The organism is Proteus vulgaris, assembly GCF_011045815.1.
Lineage (GTDB): Bacteria > Pseudomonadota > Gammaproteobacteria > Enterobacterales > Enterobacteriaceae > Proteus > Proteus vulgaris_B.
The window spans coordinates 3435545-3458980 of the sequence record NZ_CP047344.1 but is presented as its reverse complement, the minus strand read 5'-3'; the positions used below and the strand labels follow the sequence as shown (position 1 = coordinate 3458980).

The 23436-nt window shown below is 38.0% G+C and carries 16 protein-coding genes and 3 tRNA genes; 10 read left to right on the top strand and 9 right to left on the bottom strand.

Annotated features, from left to right (window positions below; genetic code table 11):
* The first annotated feature begins 2 nt into the window (after positions 1–2).
* From ptrA to recD, 3 genes are read left to right on the top strand one after another with little or no spacing between them, the layout of a single operon-like run.
* Positions 3–2891 (top strand): pitrilysin, encoded by a 2889-nt coding sequence (gene ptrA / locus GTH24_RS16385; RefSeq protein ID WP_164526708.1) that lies wholly within the window; start codon positions 3–5, stop codon positions 2889–2891.
* Positions 2888–6508, top strand: coding sequence for an exodeoxyribonuclease V subunit beta (gene recB, locus GTH24_RS16380; RefSeq protein ID WP_164526707.1), 3621 nt, complete (start codon positions 2888–2890; stop codon positions 6506–6508). The genes ptrA and recB overlap by 4 nt, the downstream gene beginning before the upstream one ends.
* A gap of 2 nt (positions 6509–6510) precedes the next feature.
* Complete coding sequence (gene recD / locus GTH24_RS16375) at positions 6511–8421, top strand: exodeoxyribonuclease V subunit alpha (RefSeq protein ID WP_164526706.1); 1911 nt, start codon at positions 6511–6513, stop codon at positions 8419–8421.
* Between the two features lie 75 nt (positions 8422–8496).
* Here the strand turns inward: recD and argA are convergent, their stop codons facing one another.
* Positions 8497–9831, bottom strand: a complete 1335-nt coding sequence (argA, locus tag GTH24_RS16370; protein ID WP_164526705.1) for an amino-acid N-acetyltransferase — start codon at positions 9829–9831, stop codon at positions 8497–8499.
* 240 nt (positions 9832–10071) lie between these two features.
* On the opposite strand from argA, the gene amiC reads away from it, so the two are divergent.
* Positions 10072–11334 carry an N-acetylmuramoyl-L-alanine amidase AmiC gene (amiC, locus tag GTH24_RS16365; protein WP_164526704.1) on the top strand — a complete coding sequence of 421 codons (1263 nt, stop codon included), beginning with the start codon at positions 10072–10074 and terminating at the stop codon, positions 11332–11334.
* Positions 11335–11545: 211 nt separating this feature from the next.
* Here amiC and GTH24_RS16360 read toward each other — a convergent pair.
* From GTH24_RS16360 to GTH24_RS16350, 3 genes are all read right to left on the bottom strand, one after another.
* Positions 11546–11622: transfer RNA gene (locus GTH24_RS16360), tRNA-Met, on the bottom strand.
* Positions 11623–11644: 22 nt separating this feature from the next.
* Positions 11645–11721 (bottom strand) — tRNA-Met (locus GTH24_RS16355).
* A gap of 30 nt (positions 11722–11751) precedes the next feature.
* A tRNA-Met gene (locus tag GTH24_RS16350) sits at positions 11752–11828 on the bottom strand.
* Between the two features lie 358 nt (positions 11829–12186).
* On the opposite strand from GTH24_RS16350, the gene mltA reads away from it, so the two are divergent.
* Entirely contained in the window at positions 12187–13281 is a 1095-nt protein-coding gene (gene mltA / locus GTH24_RS16345) for a murein transglycosylase A (protein ID WP_072070030.1), read from the top strand.
* Positions 13282–13389: 108 nt separating this feature from the next.
* The gene (gene tcdA, locus GTH24_RS16340) at positions 13390–14238 is read left to right on the top strand and encodes a tRNA cyclic N6-threonylcarbamoyladenosine(37) synthase TcdA (RefSeq protein WP_164526942.1); all 849 of its coding nucleotides are present in this window, start codon (positions 13390–13392) and stop codon (positions 14236–14238) included.
* 116 nt (positions 14239–14354) lie between these two features.
* On the opposite strand, the gene csdE is transcribed toward tcdA, so the two are convergent.
* Both csdE and csdA read right to left on the bottom strand, forming a co-directional pair.
* Positions 14355–14795 carry a cysteine desulfurase sulfur acceptor subunit CsdE gene (csdE, locus tag GTH24_RS16335; RefSeq protein ID WP_072070029.1) on the bottom strand — a complete coding sequence of 147 codons (441 nt, stop codon included), beginning with the start codon at positions 14793–14795 and terminating at the stop codon, positions 14355–14357.
* Positions 14796–14800: 5 nt separating this feature from the next.
* Positions 14801–16012: a cysteine desulfurase CsdA gene (csdA, locus tag GTH24_RS16330; RefSeq protein ID WP_072070028.1), complete on the bottom strand. Its 1212-nt coding sequence runs from the start codon at positions 16010–16012 to the stop codon at positions 14801–14803.
* Positions 16013–16673: 661 nt separating this feature from the next.
* Here csdA and GTH24_RS16325 point away from each other — a divergent pair.
* The 3 genes from GTH24_RS16325 to rlmM are packed head-to-tail and all read left to right on the top strand — an operon-like array spanning position 16674 to position 19125.
* A complete protein-coding gene (locus tag GTH24_RS16325; protein ID WP_072070027.1) occupies positions 16674–17594 on the top strand; it encodes a transcriptional regulator GcvA in 921 nt (306 codons plus the stop codon).
* A gap of 45 nt (positions 17595–17639) precedes the next feature.
* Positions 17640–18035 (top strand): DUF423 domain-containing protein, encoded by a 396-nt coding sequence (locus GTH24_RS16320; protein WP_072070026.1) that lies wholly within the window; start codon positions 17640–17642, stop codon positions 18033–18035.
* Positions 18028–19125 (top strand): 23S rRNA (cytidine(2498)-2'-O)-methyltransferase RlmM, encoded by a 1098-nt coding sequence (gene rlmM / locus GTH24_RS16315; protein WP_164526703.1) that lies wholly within the window; start codon positions 18028–18030, stop codon positions 19123–19125. The genes GTH24_RS16320 and rlmM overlap by 8 nt, the downstream gene beginning before the upstream one ends.
* A gap of 122 nt (positions 19126–19247) precedes the next feature.
* On the opposite strand, the gene xni is transcribed toward rlmM, so the two are convergent.
* From xni to queF, 3 genes are all read right to left on the bottom strand, one after another.
* Positions 19248–20000 (bottom strand): flap endonuclease Xni, encoded by a 753-nt coding sequence (gene xni, locus GTH24_RS16310; protein ID WP_072070024.1) that lies wholly within the window; start codon positions 19998–20000, stop codon positions 19248–19250.
* A gap of 6 nt (positions 20001–20006) precedes the next feature.
* The gene (ppnN, locus tag GTH24_RS16305) at positions 20007–21374 is read right to left on the bottom strand and encodes a nucleotide 5'-monophosphate nucleosidase PpnN (protein WP_036913815.1); all 1368 of its coding nucleotides are present in this window, start codon (positions 21372–21374) and stop codon (positions 20007–20009) included.
* A 91-nt stretch (positions 21375–21465) separates the two neighbouring features.
* Positions 21466–22311: an NADPH-dependent 7-cyano-7-deazaguanine reductase QueF gene (gene queF, locus GTH24_RS16300; protein WP_072070022.1), complete on the bottom strand. Its 846-nt coding sequence runs from the start codon at positions 22309–22311 to the stop codon at positions 21466–21468.
* A gap of 156 nt (positions 22312–22467) precedes the next feature.
* Between queF and syd the strand changes: the two genes are divergently transcribed.
* Positions 22468–23019 (top strand): SecY-interacting protein, encoded by a 552-nt coding sequence (syd, locus tag GTH24_RS16295; RefSeq protein ID WP_072070021.1) that lies wholly within the window; start codon positions 22468–22470, stop codon positions 23017–23019.
* The last annotated feature ends 417 nt before the right edge of the window (positions 23020–23436 follow it).

Sequence of the window (23436 nt, the reverse complement as noted above, 5' to 3'; positions counted from 1 at the left end):
AGATGAGAAAATACTTATCGCAATTATGGATCATGTTGCTATTGATGCTAGTGAGTATCAACAGCTTTGCTGCTGATCCACTTTGGCGAGTATTGCCAGATAGCATTGAAAAGAGTGAAAGCGATCCACGGCAATATCAAGCGATTAAATTGCCTAATGATATGACTGTATTACTGGTTTCTGACGAAAAAGCGGTTAAATCATTAACTGCGGTTGCGTTACCTGTTGGCGCATTAGAAGATCCAGATAGTCAGCAAGGGCTTGCACACTATTTAGAACATATGGTGCTAATGGGATCGGCTAAATATCCTCAATCTGGCAGTATGTCAGAGTTCTTACAAAAGAATGGGGGATCTCATAATGCGAGCACCACTACATATCGTACAGCTTTCTACTTAGAAGTAGAAAATAGCGCCATTAATGAAGCGGTCGATCGTCTTGCAGATGCTTTAGCTGAACCTTTACTTGATCCTAAAAATGCAGATCGTGAGCGCAATGCGGTTAATGCCGAATTAACTATGGCGCGTGCGCGTGATGGTATGCGTTTTTGGCAGGTTAGAGCAGAAACCTTAAACCCAGCACATCCAAGCTCTCGTTTTATGGGCGGAAATTTAGAAACGCTGAGTGATAAGCCAAATAGCAAACTTCAAGATGAACTCATTAAGTTTTATCAAACACACTATTCTGGAAATTTAATGAATGGGGTGATTTATAGTAATAAATCACTTGATGAATTATCTAAATTAGCCGCAGAAACCTTTGCCCGTATTCCAAATAAAAATGCAGATATCCCAGTAACTACAGTGCCTGCGATGACGGATAAAGAAAAAGGGTTAATGATCCATCTAGTACCAGCTTTACCGCAAAAAACCTTACAGATTGAATTTGGTATTGATAATAATGTTGCCGATTTTCGTAGCAAATCTGATGCATATATCGGTTATTTAATCGGTAATCGTAGTTCTGGAACACTTGCAACATGGTTACAAGATCAAGGTTTAGCTGAAAGTATTAGTGCATTTTCAGAACCGTATATCGATCGTAACCAAGGCTCCTTTACGATTTATGTCGCATTAACAGATAAAGGTTTAGCGCAAAAAGATAAAGTTATCTCAGCTATCTTTTCATATCTCCGCTTAATTGAGACACATGGTATTAGCCAGCGCTATTTTAATGAAATTGCGAATGTTTTAGATCTCTCATTTCGTTATGGCTCTATTGTAAGAGATATGAATTACATAGAAGGCATTTCAGATATGATGTTGCGTTATCCAATCAAAAATATCCTGAATGCTGATTATATTGCCGATAATTATGAGCCTTCAGCAATTCTTGCTCGCCTTGGATCACTTACGCCAGAGAAAGCACGAATTTGGGTAATAAGCCCTAATGAGCCATCAAATAAACAAGCCTATTTTGTTAATGCGCCTTATCAGGTTGATAAAATCACCGATAAACAATTAAAAACATGGCAAACACTGTCTGATGATATTTCATTATCAGTACCGGCACTTAACCCATACATTCCTAATAATCTGTCGTTGATTGATGCTGACAGTAAAATCACTAAGCCACAATTATTGTGGCAAGATAAAAGTGCTCGCTTGTTCTATATGCCATCACACTATTTTTCTGATGAGCCAAAAGCCAGCGTGACATTAAGTTTGGTAAACAAGAAATCAGACATTACTGTTAAACAGCAAGTTACACAAACCTTAACTGATTATCTTGCTGGTTTAGCACTTAGTGAATTATCTTACCAAGCTTCTGTTGCAGGTATGAATATCTCATCCTCATCAGGACAAGGTATCGATTTTTCAATGAATGGTTATACACAACATTTACCAGAATTAGTTAATGCAACACTAAAAAGCTATATGAGCTTTGAATCAACCCAAGAAGAGCTTGAACAGGCTAAATCTTGGTATCGCGAACAACTTGAAGTAACTCATAACCTAAAAGCGTTCGAAGCAGCGATGCTGCCAGCTCGCCGATTAAATACTATTCCGTATTATGAAGAAGCTGACAAACTCAAAGCATTAGAGTCAATTACACTGCAAGATATTGTTGATAACCGTCGTGAAGTGATTAAAAACGCAGCACTTCAAGCATTGATTATTGGTAACTTAACGCCAGAGCAAAGCCGTGATATAGCAAAATCCGCGCATGAGTTATTAGGTAATCAAGGAACAGAATACTGGATTGGTGAAACATTAGTATTCAATAAATTAGATGCTGTTGAATTTCAAAATAAATCAAACAGTACCGATAATGCCTTAGGCGAACTTTATATTCCTACTGGGTATAGCCGCCTTGAAGGTCAGGCTATTTCTTCTGTGTTAGCTTCGGTTATTAAACCTTGGTTTTATGATCAATTAAGAACAGAAGAGCAACTTGGTTATGCTGTATTTGCTTATCAAGGCACTATGGGTGAACAGTCTGGTCTAGGTTTCTTATTACAAAGTAATGCTAAACCGCCAGTTTACTTAAATGAACGTTATAACGCATTTTATCAGCAAGCCTATGAACGCTTGAAAAAAATGAGTGAGGCTGATTTTAATCAGTATAAGAAAGCAATTATTACTGAAGTTAAACAACCACCTCAAACTTTCTATGAAGAAGTTTCTCTTTATCGAAATGATTTCCATCGTAATAATTTAAAATATGATGGACGAGAGAAATTCTTAGCTGAGCTTAATAAAGTGACGTTAAAGCAAGCTGTTGAGTTTTATGAAAAATCAGTAATAAAACCAAACGGTTTTGTGTTTATTTCTCAAATAATTGGCAAAGATGGTAAAGAAGCTGATTACGCGCAAAATAAACAATGGAAACGTTATACAACAGTTAGCGAATTACAAAAAACGTTACCAGTTGAGGAAATTAAAGAGTGAGTGAAGTGATACAGGCGCAGCCATTAAATCCTTATACACTTCCTTTGTACCAAAGACGCCTTATTGAGGCGTCTGCGGGTACAGGTAAAACCTATACCATTGGATTACTGTATTTGCGATTACTTCTTGGTTTAGGGGGGAATTCTGCGTTTTATCGACCTCTAAGTGTTGAAGAGATCTTGGTTGTGACATTTACAGATGCTGCAACCGATGAATTACGTGCACGTATTCGTAAAAACATCCATGAACTAAGGCTTGCCTGTATCCGTCATGATATTGATAATGTTGACAAAACATACCAAGAATTACTCAAGCAAATTCCTAATAAAGAGTTAGCTGCGCAGTGGTTATTAGAAGCTGAGCGTCAAATGGATGAAGCGGCTATTTACACTATTCATGGATTTTGCCAGCGTATGCTGGCAAACAATGCATTTGAGTCAGGTGTATTGTTTGAACAAGTCTTGATCCAAGATGAATATGAGTTGAAAAAACGTGTTTGTGCTGATTTTTGGCGTCGCCACTGTTATCCCCTTTCTTATGATGTTGCTAATGCAGTTAGCCAAATTTGGTCTGGCCCTGAGCAACTGCTTTATGAAATACAGCCTTATTTACAAGGTGAAATGCCAGAAATTGAAGGCGTGGGATTAGACAGCGAAAATGAATCAGTAAAAGAGCGTCATCAAGCTGTTATTGAAGCCATTAACAAGGTGAAAGCGCGTTGGAATGAACATCACCATGAAGTTGAAGCGTGGATAACGGCCTCAGGAGTAGATAAACGAAGTTATAGTAGCCGTTTTTTACCTAAATGGATTGAAGAAATCACGTTATGGGCCGCAACGCTTGAAACGAAAAGTTATCAGTTACCTGATTGCTTGGTTCGTTTTTCTCAAGAAACTTTAAATGAGAAAGCGACCAAGGGCCCTGCTCCAGAGCATATTCTTTTTGTTGAAATTGAGCGTCTAACAAAACAAAGCTTAACACTGCGTGATGTTATCTTAGTGAATGCTATTCCTGAAATACGCCAAGGTATTGAAAATGAAAAAATGCGTCGAGGGGAAATGGGGTTTGATGACCTCTTAACACGTTTAGACAGAGCATTAAAACGTGAAGGGGGAGAAGCATTAGCGCAGGCTATTCGTGAGCGTTACCCCGTTGCAATGATTGATGAATTTCAAGATACCGACCCTCAACAATACCGTATTTTTGATGCTATTTATGGTGAGCATGAAAACAGTGGGTTACTTTTTATCGGTGATCCTAAACAGGCAATTTATGCTTTCCGTGGTGCTGATATTTTCACTTATATTCAAGCGCGAAAACAAACGGCACACCATTACACTTTAAATACTAACTGGCGTTCTGCACCAGGGATGGTGAATGCGGTTAATAAGCTTTTTATGCGTTCTAGTGCTCCGTTTTTATTTGAGCATATCCCTTTTATTGATGTGAGTTCTGCTGAAAAAAACCAAGATATGGCTTTTATTTACCATGGTAAATCGATCTCGCCTTTTAATTTTTGGCTTGCTGAAGGTGAAAGTCTATCAACGGGAAATTATGAGCAAATTATGGCAACACAATGTGCAGCTCAAATTCGTGATTGGCTATCAGCTGGTGATCAACAGCAAGCATGGCTTCTAGAACAAGGTGAAAAAAAATCACTCACATCGGCTGATATTATGGTGCTGGTTCGTAGTCGTAGAGAAGCATTACTTATTCGTGATGCACTAAATTTACTTTCTATACAATCTGTATTCTTATCAAACCGCGAAAGTGTATTTGAAACGAACGAAGCTAAAGATTTGCTTTGGTTACTACAAGCAGTTGTAACGCCGGAGAAAGAGCGCGTTTTAAGAGCCTCTTTAGCTAGTCGGTTATTTGGTTTTAGTGCAAGACAAATTGATAGCCTAAATCATGATGAACAGCGCTGGAATAGTTATGTAGAGAAATTTGCTGACTATTATGTATTATGGCAAAAACGTGGCGTTTTACCGATGTTGCGTAAAATTATGATGGATAATCAGATTGCCGAGGATCTACTTGCCAGTATTGATGGTGAACGCAGACTCACCGATATCATGCATATTGGTGAATTATTGCAGGAAACCTCGTTACAGCTTGATAGCGAACACGCGCTTATTCGTTGGTTAGCACAACAAATTTCTCACCCTGATGCGCAATCAGAAAGCCAACAAATGCGTTTGGAAAGTGACCGAAATCTTGTGCGAATTTGTACTATTCATAAATCCAAAGGCCTTGAATATCCTATTGTTTGCTTACCTTTTGCTTGTAACTATCAAGAGCAAAAAGGGGCGCTTTATCATGACAGAGAAAAATTTTACGCTAAGTTAGATATTTTTAGCAGACCTGAAAGCTTGCGTTTAGCTGATGAGGAGCGTTTAGCAGAAGATTTACGCCTGCTTTATGTAGCATTAACACGTTCTAAATTTTGTTGTTATGTGGGTGTTGCGCCATTGGTGAAAGGGAATAAACGTAAATCGGGACTCACTGATCTTCATAAAAATGCTTTAGGGTATTTATTACAGCAAGGTGAAGAAGGGAATAGCGAATTATTACATCAATCAATTCATGCATTACTCGATGAAAATATTAGTGTGATCACGCTTGATGAAGTTTCAGCTCACCGTTACCAACCTCAGTTAGTCAGTGAGGCAAAATTAGAGGCTGCGGTATTTAAACGTAAAATTCATGATAATTGGCGTATAACCAGTTATTCAGGACTAACTTATCAACATTCAAATCGCGGGTACCATTTCGATTTAGGTGATATTGAGGCTTTAGTGCAGTCTATTGCCCCAGGATTGGATACTGATGCCAAAGGTGAGAAGCAACGAGAAGAAACCAATGAAAATTCGATTCATCATTTTCCTCGAGGCGCGGTTGCGGGAACATTTTTACATGGTTTGCTTGAAGTCTTGGATTTTTCTCAACCCATTGATGAACAATGGATGCAAGAGCAATTAACAGCTCAAGGCTTTGATGAAAAGTGGGCGCCATTATTAGTAACATGGATGGAAACACTGTTTTATACCCCTCTTAATACTGATGGGTTATGCCTTGCTGATATCCCTAAAACACAACAACTGGATGAATTGCAATTTTATTTGCCGATTGAACAAGAAATAACATCATCTCAGTTGACTCAATTAATAAGTCAATTTGATCCCTTATCAAAACGTTGTACTGCTTTACAATTCCAGCAAGTAGAAGGCATGTTAAAAGGCTTTATTGACTTAGTGTTTTGCTGGGAAGGGAAATACTATGTGGTGGATTACAAATCAAATTGGTTAGGTGAATCGAGTGAAGATTACACTCAAGAAGCGATGGTCAATGCAATGATAGATCACCGTTACGATTTGCAGTACCAACTCTATACATTAGCGTTACATCGCTTTTTACAGCAACGCATTCCAGATTATGATTACAAAAGCCATTTTGGGGGAATCTATTACCTTTTCTTACGCGGTATAGATAAAGCACACCCTGGAAATGGAGTTTATGCTTATTTACCTGATGAGGCGTTTGTTTTGGCGCTAGATACTTTATTTACAGGTAAAAGAATAAAAAGTAGCACTCCTGATGTAGTCGATGAGAAATAAAAATGATCAAACTATTAGAACAAGCGATTACACAAAATGTATTACGACCATTAGATCTTCGATTTGCACAAATGCTGGTAGAAGATGAAAATCCGATTTTACTGTTTATATTTGCTTATTTAAGTGCTCAAACAGGAGCAGGACATGTTTGTTTGCCATTAAATATTATCAAAGAAAATCAATTATTTGATGGTAGGCAAGACGAACTTGCTCGTGATATTTGGCAAAGAATGGGAGAGCCTTCTACTAATCAAATAATTGAAGCGTTAATACAAAGTCATTGTGTTAATCAAAGTGGTGATAATTCTCCATCACCTATCATTTTAGATAATGGGCTTCTTTATCTGCAAAGAATGTGGAGCTACGAAGAAAAAGTGGCTCAATTTTTTAGGCAAGAACATCCGGTGGTTGAAATTGATGAAAATGCATTAATTAAAGCACTCAATCAACTTTTTCCAATAATAAAAGACAATAAAGAAACTAATTGGCAGAAAGTAGCTGCCAGTGTTGCTATCACTAGTCCTATCTCCATTATTTCTGGGGGCCCTGGAACAGGAAAAACCACAACAGTGGCAAAAATCTTGGCTACTTTTGTGATGCTTACTTCGAATGAAAAGCCCATTATTCAATTAGCAGCACCAACCGGAAAAGCCGCTGCTCGATTAACTGAATCCTTAGGCAAAGCACTTGCCCAACTCGCTTTAAGTGAAGAAGAATATAAGTGGATGCCAAAGCAAGCACAAACTATTCATCGTTTGTTAGGGGCTCAGCCTGAAAGCCAGCAAGTGCGTTACCATAAAGATAACCCATTACAACTTGATATTTTAGTAGTTGATGAAGCATCGATGGTTGATTTGCCTATGATGGCTCGCTTAATTGATGCACTTCCGCCACAATGTCACGTTATTTTCTTGGGAGATAAAGACCAACTCGCTTCTGTTGAAGCCGGAGCCGTATTAGGGGATATTTGTCGTTTTGCTGATGATGGTTTGAGCCAAAAGCGATTTGATAAAATTGATTATTTAACACAAGGTGAATTATCAAAATCTGCAGCGATTATCTCTGTTTCTAACACACCTGTTTCAGTTGTTAGTGATTCACTTTGCCTATTACGAAAAAGTTATCGATTCGGCTCGAATTCAGGTATTGGTCAACTTGCTTTTGCTGTAAACCAAGGACAGACCAAAACAGCACTGACATTACTGAAGAAGGCAGTAATTACGCCTCAACAAATTGAAATGGCACTAGATACTCAAGATGTGAATTTTATCCCATTAGAAAGTGATGAAAACTATTTACTGATGATACAAGATGCGGCGCAAGCCTATCGTCAGTATCTCTCATTGATAGCAGAAAACGCCACTCCTGATGCTATTCTTAATGCATTTAACCAATATCGTTTATTGTGTGCATTAAGAGAAGGGCCATTTGGTGTAAGTGGATTAAATGATCGAATTGAAATGCTATTGCATCGTCAACGATTAATTCGTCGCCCTACAAATAGCTACCAGAGTGACTATATTGGACGTCCAATTATGATCCAGCGAAATGACAGTACACTTGGGCTGTTTAATGGTGATATTGGTATTATGCTCAATAATGATGAAGGCGAAATGAAAGCTTTTTTCCAATTACCGGATGGTACTTTAAAAGCAATTCAACCTAGCCGGTTGCCTCAACACGAAACTGCGTATGTTATGACAGTGCATAAATCACAGGGATCTGAATTTACGCATACAGCATTAGTATTGCCTGAAAAATTTTCGCCAGTGGTCAGCCGTGAATTACTGTACACCGCCTTAACACGCGCTAAACAAAAACTTTCTCTTTATGCCAGCGAGTATATGGTGAAAATGGCTATTCAAACACGTATTCAGCGTCGAAGTGGTTTAGTCGATAAGTTACGTTATTAATTTCTGTCGGATAAGATAAAAACAATAAAAGACAGGCTTGAGAGGGATACCTGTCTTTTTATTTATGTTTGATAGTTACTCTTTATGTAAATCTAAAATCAAAATTTTGGAGCGACGCTGATAATTGTAGAGTGCCTGCTTTTCAATGGGTAATTTATCAATTTCAGCAGGTTCAAATCCTTTTTCTTGAAACCAGTGAATACTACGTGTTGTTAAAACAAATAGTTTTTCTAATCCTAATTGCTTAGCATGGGTAGAAATACGTTGTAGTAATACCTCACCACGACAAGAGCTACGATAATCAGGATGAACAGCAACACAAGCCATTTCACCAATTTTTTCTGATTGATAAGGGTAAAGTGCGGCACAGGCTATAGTCATATTATCGCGTTCAATAATAGTGAATTGATCTATCTCTATTTCTAATTGTTCTCTTGAACGTCTGACTAAAATACCTTGTTGCTCTAATGGGCGAATAAGTTCGAGTATACCACCAATATCATTGATATTGGCTCTACGAACTTTTTCAGCACTTTCCATCACGATTTGAGTTCCTATACCATCGCGAGAGAATAGCTCTTGAATAAGCGCACCATCAGATTGATAACTTAATAGGTGGCTGCGTTCCACACCTCGACGACAGGCTTTAACGGCACCTCGCAAAAATCTGACTGTACCTGAGTGGTAATCGCCTTCGGTTTGTAGCTCTTGGATTTTATCTTCGGCTTGATTAGGTAGTAATTCAGAGACAATGTGTCCATCTTCATCGACAACACCTTGGAAAGAGCAAAAACCAATAATTTTTTGTGCTTTAAGTTTTATAGCAAGTTGTGTTGCCACTTCTTCAGATGTGAGATTAAAACTTTCACCAGTAACAGACACTGCAACAGGGCCAATTAATACAATGGCGTTACTGTCTAATTGGCGGTGAATAGATTCTTCATCAATACGGCGAATTTTTCCGCTGTGACAATAATCCACGCCATCATCAACTCCCAAGGGTTGTGCAATGACAAAATTGCCACTAACGACATTAATATGCGCACCTTGTAATGGTGTATTACTTAAACTCATTGATAAACGGGCTGTAATGTCGAGCTGTAATGTACCCGCAGCTTGTTTAACAATTTCTAAGGTTTTACTATCAGTAATACGAGTATATTTATGATAAATTGGTGAGACTTTTTGTACTTCAAGCGCCATATCAATTTGTGGTCTTGCGCCATAAACAACCACTAAACGGATACCTAAACTGTGTAGTAATCCAATATCGTTAATGATTGATGGAAAATTTTCATGTGCGATAGCTTCGCCACCCAACATAATGACAAACGTTTTGCCTCTATGTGCATTAATATACGGAACCGAATGGCGGAATCCATCGACCAATTCGGTGCTGCGCTCTTTCATAAAACCCTCTCAAGTGAATTTTTATTCGCATTTAATGTATTTTTATTCTTTTTGATGAGAAATGGCAAGCAAAATCCTATCTTATTGTTTTGCATGAGGGCAGAATATTCGTGTAAATGTGAGTAATTGTGCTGTTTTTAAGTGACAGTGAAGTGTGGATTGGGTAAAGTTTTTCGTTCTTAACTTTTTTTATCTCTTTTTAGAGTTTATTGACGTTAATCGTTTTTTTGGAATATTTTCATGAGTCATTCTGAGCACAATCAAACTCGTCGTCGTCTTGTTAAAGGAATTGGCGCGTTATTATTGTTAAGTGTTAGTCCTGTTGGCTTTGCTGCGACAGCATCTATTGTTGCTGTCAGGGTTTGGCCTGCTTCGACTTATACTCGCGTGACTATAGAATCAAGAACACCACTGAAATATCGTCAGTTTGCATTATCAAACCCAGAACGTATTGTGGTAGATTTAGAAGGTATTCAACTTAATAGCGTATTAAAGGGGGTTGCTAATCAAGTTCAGACTAGCGATCCTTATTTAAAGTTGATCCGGGTTGGTCAAAACACGCCTAAAACAGTGCGATTAGTGTTTGAAGTAAAAACACCCGTACAACCACAAATGTTTACACTCAAACCTGTTGCTGAATTTAAAAACCGTTTAGTGCTAGATTTTTATCCTAGTCATGGCGCTGATACGGAAGATGATCCTCTCTTAGCGCTGTTGCGTGAATATAATGATGGTGATTTACAACAAGCCGTTCCTGCACAGACAGATACACGTAAACCGGGTAGAGCAGGGCGAGATAGACCTATCATTATCATGATCGATCCTGGTCATGGGGGTGAAGATCCCGGTGCCATTGGTAAATATAAAACCCGTGAAAAAGATGTCGTTTTACAAATTGCACGCCGTTTAAGAACACTTATTGATAAAGACGCCAAAATGAAGGCGTATATGACACGTAATGAAGATGTGTTTATTCCATTAACAGTACGTGTTGCTAAAGCACGAAAAATGCAAGCTGACTTGTTTGTCTCTATTCATGCAGATGCATTTACGAATCGTTCTGCCAGAGGTTCATCTGTTTTTGCGTTATCAAAAACAGGTGCGACCAGTAATACTGCACGCTATCTTGCACAAACACAAAATGAGTCTGATTTAATCGGTGGTGTGAGCAAAAGTGGTGACCGTTATGTTGATCATGCGATGCTTGATCTTGTACAAACGGCGACTATCAATGACAGCCTGAAATTTGGTAGTGAAGTGCTTAAATTGATGGGGGGAATTAATAAACTGCATAAGAATAAGGTTGATCAAGCCGGATTTGCAGTATTAAAAGCACCTGAAATCCCTTCTATCTTAGTTGAGACTGCTTTTATCAGTAATATCGAAGAAGAGAAAAAACTAAAAACAGCAAAATTCCAACAACAAATCGCAGAGTCTATCTTTAAAGGTATCAAAGCCTATTTTGCCAACGGTGGCGAGTTAACCTTAGCTGATCGTAGCTAATCTCTTCCTATACCCTTTTCTTATATTCCAGTAGAAAGCTAAGATCATGTGCTTTCTATTGGAGCTTCTTATTGTATTTTCAGCACAATAAATTTATCCAATATAATGGTTATTGAAATGAAGGAAATTGATGTAGTAAATTTATGCTGATGCGATTAACTTTTTGAATTAAAAGAGAAAGTAAAAAGAAGAGGAAATCTTGAAGAAAAATTGGTTGCGGGAGCTGGATTTGAACCAACGACCTTCGGGTTATGAGCCCGACGAGCTACCATGCTGCTCCATCCCGCGACTGAATTGTTGTTTATAGAATTGGTTGCGGGAGCTGGATTTGAACCAACGACCTTCGGGTTATGAGCCCGACGAGCTACCATGCTGCTCCATCCCGCGACTGATACTATAACTTACTGCTTTGTGAATTGGTTGCGGGGGCCAGATTTGAACTGACGACCTTCGGGTTATGAGCCCGACGAGCTACCAAGCTGCTCCACCCCGCGTCTCCACAGAGGGGCACTATACTCAGGATCTGCTGAGTTGCAAGTTTTTTATGAAATTTTTATCGTTTTCTTTTAAAAACGGTCAGAAATAATACATGAGGATGCAATTTTAGGCAGTTATACTCGTTATGCTTAAGGTTGTAGAAGCCGACAATGCTCAGTGGAGTCTCATCGTTTATCTATGTTTCCCTATCTATTTTCACTTGTTGTGACTTAATGTTTAAAAGTCATATTGATTAGGGGATAATAGAAAAACCTTAACTATCGGTATATCCATATTCATATCTTTATTGATTTGGCTTTGGTATCTTTCTAATTCAAAATCAACACTCAAATTTAGTCATTAAGCGGGCAAAAAATGGTTACTTGGCGAAAATCGTTAATTGTAGGTATGTTAGCGCTTGCCTTGACAGGATGTCATCGTCCAACAGAGCAAGGTCAGCAATATAAAGATGGAAAGCTTAAACAGGACTTGATTGAAGTCAGCTCGCCAAATACACAAGGTACACCGATTAATGGTCCAGATTATCTGCAACAAGTTAATCAGATCAATCAAACATCATCTCGTTTGTATAATAGTAACAAAGAGACTTATCAAGCAGTTGAAAACTGGCTACGTTCAGGGGCTGATACTCGCCAATTACGTCAATTTAATCTTTCTGCATTTCAAATGGAAGGTGTTGATAACTACGGTAACGTTCAATTTACTGGTTATTATACGCCAGTTCTTGAAGCTCGTTTAACACGACAAGGTGAATTCCAATATCCTCTTTATAAAATGCCTGCCAATAGTCGCTCGAAACTCCCTTCACGTGCAGCTATCTATAATGGTGCATTAAGCCAATCTTTAATTGCTGCTTACAGCAATTCCATTATGGATAATTTTATGATGGAAGTTCAGGGAAGTGGTTACGTTGATTTTGGTGATGGAAAACCGCTTACATTTTTCGGTTATGCAGGGAAAAATGGGCATGCTTATCGAAGTATAGGTAAAGTGCTAATCGATAATGGTGAAGTAGAAAGAAAAGATATGTCGATGCTTGCTATCAGAGAATGGGCTGATAAACATAGCGATGCTGAAGTGAGAAAATTATTAGAAGAAAATCCTTCATTTGTTTTTTTTAAACCGGAACCCTTTACACCAGTAAGAGGTGCTAGCGCTATTCCATTAATTGCACTAGCATCAGTGGCTTCTGATAGAAGTATTATCCCCGCGGGAACCGTACTACTGGCTGAAATTCCAGTGCTTGATAATTCAGGTAAGTTTACAGGTGAATATCAAATGCGTTTAATGGTGGCATTAGATGTAGGTGGCGCAATTAAAGGGCATCATTTCGATATTTATCATGGAATTGGTAAAGATGCGGGTCATATGGCAGGTTTTTATAATCATTATGGACGTGTTTGGGTATTAAAAAAATCACAGCTTAACTTGCTAAATCCTTCGTCATAAACGATTTACTATTTATCAGGTTATTATTAACGGTAAAATCAAGTAAACGACATGGCTATTGATATCAATAACCATGATTATTTCTGTTATTTAGGTTGTTATCGCATCATGCAAAATTCATTATCAGATTCATATTTACAACGCTTTTCTGGAATAGGACGACTTTATGGGCAAAAAGCGTTGTCTTATTTTGCTCAGGCTCATATTTGTGTCGTGGGTATAGGTGGGGTAGGCAGTTGGGCTGCAGAAGCACTGGCACGTAGTGGTATTGGTGCTATCACCTTAATTGATATGGATGATGTTTGCGTAACTAATACGAATAGGCAAATACATGCATTAAAAGAAAATGTGGGTCAGCCTAAATGTGACGCTATGAAACAGCGTATTTTGGAAATCAACCCAGAATGTAATGTCACTAGTATTGATGATTTTGTCACGGTTGATAATGTCGCTGAGATGATGAATAACAATTTTGATTATGTGATTGATGCGATTGATAGTGTTAGACCAAAAGCAGCATTATTAGCCTATTGTCGCCGTTATAAAATTCCCGTGATCACAACTGGAGGGGCGGGTGGGCAAATTGATCCAACTCAAATCCAAGTAGTTGATTTAGCAAAAACAATTCAAGATCCTTTAGCAGCAAAATTAAGAGAACGTTTAAAATCTGATTTTAATGTTGTGAAAAATAGCAAAGGTAAGCTAGGTATAGACTGTGTTTTTTCTACTGAACAACAGGTTTACCCACAGAGTGATGGTACAGTTTGCGCAGCAAAAAGCACGGCTGATGGTGTAAAGCGAATGGATTGTTCTGCGGGATTTGGTGCAGTAACGATGGTAACAGCTTCTTTTGGCTTTATTGCGGTGTCTCATGCGCTGAAGAAGATGTTAGCGAAGGCGCAACGTACTCGTGATACTTCAAACCACAGCGTTGTTGACTGTGCTCATTCGCACTAGTCACATACTTATGTATGCTCCTAGCGACTTATTCACTTGTCGCCTAGCTGTGACTTGAATTATTTAGAGTATATATTTGTAGCATTATATATTGAGATTTTGAGCTTAAGTTGAGGCTAAGATTGAGAAGTGAGTGATTTTAATCGTGCGATAATCGCATTCACTCCGTCAGTGCGAGATTGGCTAATTTGATTAGCCAATCCTAATTGATCAAAAATCGCTAATATATCGATATCAGCTATTTCCTGTGCCGTTTTATTTTCAACTACCGTTAAGATAATAGTGAGTAAGCCTTTTACGATCCGTCCATCACTATCACCATAGACGTGATATTTACCATCATTGTTTAATTCAACTCCTAACCAGACTCGATTTTCACAACCCTTGATCTCTTTTTCTGTTGTTTTTAATGCATCAGGTAATGTTGGCAATTTTCGTGAGAGTTGAATTAATTGACGATATTTATCTTCCCATGCTTTTGATTTTTGAAAATCATTAAGCAAAACGTCTAGGGTAATTTCATTGCCAAAAGGGTGTTGTGTTGTGATATTAGTCATGATGATTATTCGTCTTTTAAAAGTGTTAGCGCAAAATTAACCGCATCAATTAAAGCATCAATATCTGTACGCTGATTATAAGGCATAAAAGAGATACGTAGGCAGCCTGAAATATTTAATGAATCAATAAGAGGCTGTGCACAATGTTGCCCTGAACGTAATGCTATGCCTTTCTCTGTGATTAATGTTGCTAAATCACTATGGTGGATGCCTGCAAAATTAAAAGAGATGACGGATGAGTTTGGTGCGCGATAGCTGATAAATCCATCTAACTCACGTAGGCGTCTTTCAGCTTCATCTGCAAGCTCTAATGTATATTGATTAGCCTGATACATATCTTGTGTTTCTAACCATGCTAATGTCGCTGAGAAAGCGATAACACCAGCGATATTAGGTGTTCCAGCTTCAAAACAGTGAGGAATAGTTGCAGGTGTAAAACTGTTAAAGGTTGCATTAGTTAGCATTTTCCCACCACCATGCCAAGGTGCCATCTCGTCTAAAAGCTCACGTTTACCATAACAAACACCTAATCCATTAGGACCATAAAGCTTGTGTGCGGAGAAAACATAAAAATCAATATCAAGTGCGCTCACATCCGTTGAGTGGTGTGCAATACCTTGCGCACCATCAACAACCAATAAGCAATTATGATATTGGCGTACACATTGAGACACTTTATCTAATGCGATTTGAGCACCTGTTACATTCGACATTTGGCTAATTGCCACAATACGAGTTCGCTCACTGAGCAAGTGATTTAGGTTCTCAATTGAAGGCAAAAAATCACCTTCAATAGCCCAAGGGATCACCTGTGCACCTGTCTGTTGTGCCAGCATTAACCAAGGAATAAGGTTGGCATGATGTTCTTGCTCACTCACTATTATTTCATCACCTGCTTGTAAGCGTGGGCGAAAATAACCTTGAGCAATAAGATTAATCGATTCTGTTGTGCCCTTTGTCCAAATAATGGTGTCACTATCAGCACTATTGATTAATCCAGCAACTTGTTGGCGAGTCATTTCAAACTGTTGTGTGGTTTCTTTCGCCTGTTGATATTGGCTACGGTGCACAGTCGCAAGGTTATGTCGATAAAATGCATCAGAGGCTTCTATCATTGCAAGAGGCTTCAATGCAGTCGCTGCACTATCAAGATAAATTGTTTTTTCTTCAAGTGCAGGAAATTGTTGTCGAAATAAATCAGATGAAAATGCGTTCATAATTAGGCTGTATTAGTAGACGAATAATGTTTGATGATAATCGTTAAAAATAGGGCGTATTGATTATACGGTTAATTATATTTATTTATAACGGAAAACTAAAAATACCCGTTTGTTGTAGGCTATTAACGCTATAGTAACACGATAAATAGGATGAAAGTTCACTCAATAAAAATCACTCACATTAGATTGATATCCTGTTTTTGCTGATTAAAAATTATTTGAAAAAAGATCAGATGTATTTTTTCAGCATAATGACAATAAATTTAGCGTAAGAAATGGATGAAAACATCAAAACTGAATAGGTGAGTGGAGAAAAAAGAGTGAAAAATAAGGGATAAAAAAAGCACCGCCTTGGCGGTGCACTATAAAATCACTATGGACAGACAGGGTAAATGTACAGGAAGTGAAAAAAAACAGTAGCATAAGCTACTAAGTCTGGAATTTCCAGACAACTTGCAAACACAACATCACAACCACAAAGCCAAAAGTTTTGCAGTATTGCTACTACACAACTTTTCGTTCCGGCTTAGGAAGTGCGCCTACTATAGGTATTTACTGGCTAATCATCAAGGGACAATTTATAATGCTTCGCATAAAAAAAACTAATGATGAAAGTTAGGATCTACTAATAGCCAAAATAGGGGTTTGAGAACCGATTATGTCTAAACGTTTACCGCCATTAAATGCACTTAGGGTTTTTGATTCAGCGGCACGTCATTTAAGTTTTACTAAAGCCGCTGAAGAATTATTTGTGACACAAGCAGCAGTCAGCCATCAAATAAAAACATTAGAAGAATTCCTTGGGCTAAAATTATTTAGAAGGCGCAATCGCTCTCTTTTGTTAACAGAAGAAGGGCAGAGTTATTACCTCGATATCAAGGAGATTTTTTCATCAATTAACGAGGCAACTCGCAAATTATTAGCGAGAAGCGCGAAAGGTGCACTAACAGTTAGTTTATCTCCAAGTTTTGCTATTCAATGGTTAGTGCCAAGATTATCAGGATTTAATCAGGCTTATCCGGGAATAGATGTAAGAATTCAGGCGGTTGATAGAGAAGAAGATAAACTTGCTGATGATGTTGATGTGGCTATTTTTTATGGTCGTGGTAATTGGACGGGTCTACGTACAGATCGCCTCTATGCGGAATATTTGATCCCTGTTTGTGCACCATCTTTACTTACAGGTGAAAAACCACTAAAAACCTCATCCGATCTGATTTATCATACACTGCTACATGATACATCTCGCCGAGACTGGCAAGCTTATGTTCGCCAGTTAGAGATACAAAATCAGATAAATGTGCAACAAGGACCTATTTTTAGCCATAGCTCAATGGTGATACAGGCTGCTGTACACGGACAAGGCGTTGCATTAGTGAATAATGTTATGGCACGTAGTGAAATAGAATCAGGTCGATTAGTTAGACCTTTTCCAGATGTCCTTGTCAGTAAAAATGCATTTTATTTAGTTTGCCAAGATAGTCAGGCTGAATTGGGTAAAATTGCGGCTTTTCGTCAATGGATTTTATCACAAGCAGCGAACGAACAAGAAAAGCTGGGTTTACTGACATCATCTTAATATTATGATTGGCAAAATATCTCCTAAATTAGGAAGGAATAAACAGTGAATAGTCGTACATTGCTTATGTTTTCCGCGATTAGTGGCTTTTTTTATGTCGCTTTTGGTGCATTTGCAACACATAAGCTAGCACCTCATTTATCGCCACAACATTGGGATTACATCCAGTTAGCGATGCGCTACCAGATTGTACATACCTTGATACTTGTCGGGATCGCAACAATATTAATGCGAAAAACCATTTTATGGTTTTATTGGGCTGGTATTTTCTTTAGTGTTGGTATTCTACTTTTCAGTGGTAGCCTTTATTGTATGGCACTAACACAAGTTAGATTGTTATCTTATTTTACGCCAATTGGTGGTTTTAGCTTTCTTATTGGTTGGACATTAATTTTTATTGGCGCTTTGCGTCTAAGGGCACCGGCGTCTCGCCATGAATAAAGTTGCATTATATTGTCGCCAAGGTTTTGAAAAAGAGTGCGCGGCTGAGATTACGGATAAAGCAGGTCAAATCGGCGTTTATGGCTTTCCTCGTGTTAAAGAGGGAAGTGGCTATGTGATTTTTGAATGCTACCAAGAAGGTGAAGCAGACAAGATCGCGCGTGAAGTCAATTTCCGTGAATTAATTTTTGCTCGTCAGATGTTTGTGACAAGTGAATTACTTAAAGATTTACCACCAGAAGATAGAATTACACCTATTGTCGGAATGTTAAAAGGTGCTGTTGAAAAAGCGGGTGAACTTCGAGTTGAAGTTGCTGATACAAACGAAAGTAAAGAGTTATTAAAATTTTGCCGTAAATTTACGGTGCCATTACGTAATCATTTACGTAATGAAAAAATTTTACTGAAAGTAGAGAATTTTAGCCGTCCTATTATCCATGTATTTTTCATTGCGCCTGGATGTTGTTATGTTGGCTATTCTTATAGCTTCAATAATTCTGCATTCTATATGGGTATTCCTCGATTAAAATTCCCTTCAGATGCACCAAGTCGTTCTACGCTGAAACTTGAAGAAGCATTTCATATTTTCATTCCTTATGACGAGTGGGAAGAGCGTTTAGCAAGCGGAATGAAAGCCGTTGACTTAGGCGCCTGTCCCGGTGGTTGGACTTATCAATTAGTGAAACGCAGTATGATGGTACATGCAGTCGATAATGGTCCAATGGCACAATCTTTAATGGATACAGGACAAGTTCGTCATCACCAAGTTGATGGTTTTAAATTCGAACCTACCTCTAAAAATATCACATGGCTTGTCTGCGATATGGTTGAAAAACCTACCAAAGTGGCTGCGTTAATGACAACATGGATAGCTAATGAATGGTGTCGTGAGGCTATTTTTAACCTAAAACTACCAATGAAAAAGCGTTATGAGGAAGTTTCTCATATTCTTGAAAAAATAAAGACGGAGTTAGCTGAAAAAGGGATTAACGTTAAAGTCCAAGCAAAACATCTTTATCATGATAGAGAAGAAATAACTGTTCATATTCAAAATATTTGGGCTGCATATCGCCCAGATCGCGAATTTTAAATATGATCAAGGTTCATCAATATATTATTGATGACAATAAAAAGCTAAGCGTCTATTTATAGGCTTAGCTTTTTTACTTTATATTAAAATTATCAGCTGATTGAGTCTTAATTGTTTAGAGTTTAACTATTTAAACGTAATTGTTGTAGATTACCGTTTAATTGAATATCAGTGCGTAATGTTGTGATTTTCCGACTAATAAATGCAGACTCTTTGTGAGTAATAAGCTTGTTCTGCCATTTTGTAGGGATGTCATCAATATGCTGATAAAGTGACTCTAAATTAGGATGAATTTGCAAAAGCTCTGTAGCGCTTTTAGGACCAATGCCGGGAACTCCGGCAACTTTGCTGCTACTGACTCCTGTTAATCCCCAATAATCAGTAAGCTGAGATGGCTCGACACCAAATTCTGCTTTGATAAATTCTAAATCTAACCAGCGTCGCTGAAAATAATCTCGAATACGAATAGAAGGTGAAAGTAACTGGCAATACCCTTTATCGGTTGAAATAATGGTGACACGAAAACCAGCATTTGCCACTTTCGTTGCTAATGTTGCGGCAACGTCATCTGCTTCATCTCCACCAGAATGCCAGCTTTGTATTCCTAAATTGAGTAACATTGCTTTAATTTCTGGCAATTGTTGCCGCAACTCATCAGGCATCGGTGTCCGTCCAGCTTTATAATCAGGGAGGAGTTGATGTCGCCAACTACCATCTCTATCATCTTCATCAAAGACTGCTACGGCATGAGTAGGTTGTGTGTGACCAAGCAGTTGGTTGACACTCTGTTCACACACAGTTAGACAAGAAGAACCTGACGCCGCATGAATGCGGCGGATCAGATTTAAAGCATCAATAATCAGCAAATGTATCATAATAAATTAGCTGATAATCTCGTAACATGGTTGGTAAGCTGTACCACCCGGAAGTTTCATACGATGTTGCTCAACAAAGCCTGCTAATAAAATATCCATGCGACGCATGATTTCACGATCACCATGGATTTTATAAGGGCCGTAAGCTTCAATTGCTTTCATACCCACTTCTTTTACGTTACCCGCTACAATACCAGAGAATGCGCGGCGTAAGTCAGCTGCTAATTTTTCAGGTGATTGATCGGTACTTAGGTTAAGTGATGCCATATTTTCATGCGTTGGTTCAAAAGGGAGCTGTAAATCAGCATTGATCTTCATTGACCAGTTAAAGCTATAAGCATCCCCTGTACTACGACGATTATCTTTTACCAAAGGCATATATTTTTTCATAATGCGAGCCACTTCTGGTGCATCATCAATAATGATTTGGTAATGGCGTCGAGCCTCGTCACCTAATGTATTTGCGATAAAATCGTCAAGTACATTAAAGTAATCAGCACTCTCTTTTGGGCCAGTTAAAATCAGTGGCAATACTTGATCTTGGTTTTCTGGAGACATAAGAATACCAAGTAGATACAGTAATTCTTCGGCTGTTCCCACACCACCAGGAAAAATAATAATACCATGTCCAATACGAACAAAAGATTCCAGGCGTTTTTCAATATCTGGCATGATAATGAGTTCGTTAACTAATGGATTTGGTGGCTCAGCCGCAATGATAGAAGGTTCTGTCATACCAATGAAACGGCTATTTTTATAACGTTGTTGAGCATGGCCGACCGCAGCACCTTTCATTGGTGCTTCCATCGCTCCTGGGCCACAACCTGTACAAATATTAAGTTCTCGTAGCCCTAATTCATTACCCACTTTTCGGCCATAAAGGTACTCCGTTTCATTGATAGAGTGACCACCCCAGCACACAATCATATTAGGATCTTCATCAATATGAAGAGCCCTAGCATTACGCAAAATAGAGAAAATAGTGTTAGTGATGTGAGTGCTATTTTCTAAATTAAGGTGCAGATCACGTTTGGCTGTTGTGATTTGTCCATGAACAAACAAAATGTCACGAAGTACAGCAAATAAGTTAGCTTGCAGTGAACGAATAATTTTTCCATCAACAAAGGCGTCTTCAGGAGGATTGACTAACTCTAATTTCACGCCACGTTCACGGCGCAGTACGTTAATATCAAAATCTTGGTATTTAGATAACAGCTCTTTACTACTATCAGTAAGGCTACCAGAGTTGAGGACAGCAAGAGAACAATTACGAAACAGTTGGTAAAGATCACTGCTTGCGGTTCTCTTTAGCATATCAACTTCTAGCTGTGAAAGCAGATCCATGGAACCTAATGGGCTGACATGAGTTATCACGTAGGACTCCTTTTTCTCCTGAAATAACAAACTGAAGTGCAACTGATCTTGGTATAACACAGATCATATTAACATACAGGCATTATTCCTGTTATTGTCTGGCTAATCGACTGATTTTTGGAACAAACTCACAATTACTACGCCAAGGATTGATATCTAATCCACCACGTCGTGTATATCTTGCGTATACAGTTAATGTCTCTGGTGCACAAAATTGCATGATGTCGTGAAAAATTCGCTCAACACATTGTTCATGAAATTCATTATGTTGTCTAAATGAGACTAAATAGCGTAGCAATTTTTCACGATCAATTTTTTTGCCTTTATATTGGATAGCGACAGATCCCCAATCTGGTTGATTGGTAATAAGGCAGTTTGATTTTAACAGATGACTGACTAGAGTTTCCTCAACCAATGTATCGGTTGTCGATCCGTTTAACCATTGTGCATCAAACTGATAATTATCTATTTCAATGTCTTGTTCATCAATACACTCTCCAGCAAAATCAACAATAGGTTGTGATGTAAAATGCGAAAGTGGGTAAATAGTCAGATTCACTTTACCTTTAGCACAAGAGGTTAAATCTTTAAGTAAGGTTTTTTCAACGGTATCCCAGCTTTCAAAGCGAGTTTGGTTAAAACTATTGAGATATAGCTTAAAGCTTTTAGATTCAATGAGGTTTTCAGTCTTTGCATCTAATTCAACATGACCAATTGCAACTTGTGGTAACCCTTTGCTATTAAGCCAAGAGAGTTCATACATAGTCCAAATATCACCACCATGAAATGGTAAATTTTCAGCAGTTAAAGAAAGTGAGTCTCGGTTTAGGCTACGAGGAACGCCTTGTAATAATTCGGCATCATAGTGATCATGATATTGAGTCTTTTTGCCTAAAGATAATGTTTCAAGAGATTTATCACCTTGATATAAAGACATAATTTACATCCTAACTTTAACTGAAAATAAAAGAAGACTAATTATACTATTGAAACATCAATAGTATACGAATGCTTTATTTTTGATGCTCTGAATTAACAACATAATCAGGTAACATAAAGGCTAATTTTTATTTAACAGATAAAGCTGATAACCATGATTGAAAACATTTCCTCTGAATTAAAAGCCTTCACCCAAAAATATGTTGAGTTATGGCAAGAAAAATCAGGTTTACCTCCTGCGAGTGCAGATCTCTACGGTGTTCCTTCTGTTTGTATATCAAGAACCGGTGATGAAGTCGTTTATTGGCTACCTCAGCCTTTTGTGGGAACGGATAAACTAGAAAAAGTTGAAAAAGCGATGGGGATCATTATCCGCCCTGAATTACATAATTACTTTACCACTCAGTATGCGGGAGATATGCAAGTTCGCTTTAGAGATACACACTTGAGCTTAATCCAAGTTTGGAGTGAAGAAGATTTTATCCGTCTACAAGAAAATATTATTGGGCATTTGGTAACACAAAAGCGGTTGAAATTAACACCAACTTTATTTATTGGCACAACAGATTCAGAAAATGACATAATTTCTGTATGTAATGTTTCTGGTGAAGTCATTCTTGAAACTTTTGGTCAAAAGAAAAGAGAAGTTCTAGCAGAAAATTTATCTGTTTTTTTATCAGAATTAGTCGTGGTATATAGTGAATGATGTAGTCCTAAAACTATTCTCTGTGTGAGATATATCTTACAAAAAAAGAGTCTGTTTTTTCTAGATAATGGGCTCTTGTATAAGAGTAGATTTGATTTATTTAAGTGGAGCAATAACTTAATAACTTATTGTTTTTATTTATGGTTATTTTTATTTAATTGCTTTTTTTTTGTGGGTTGTTTAACTAATCAATTATTGGCATTCTACGTTCACCAACTAAAGGACTGCTTGGTGGCCGAAATAATGTTAAGTAATCAAGGGCACAGGAAATAGGATATTTCCATTAATGTGGATACAGACTTAATCACAGGGATAGATAAAACGGTCTTGCTTGGATGCATGTGTTGTACAGACAGTTATTTTTCTTGTCTAAAAGGAGTTTCGGCTCCTTTTATTTTTTTATTTGTTTTCTGCTAT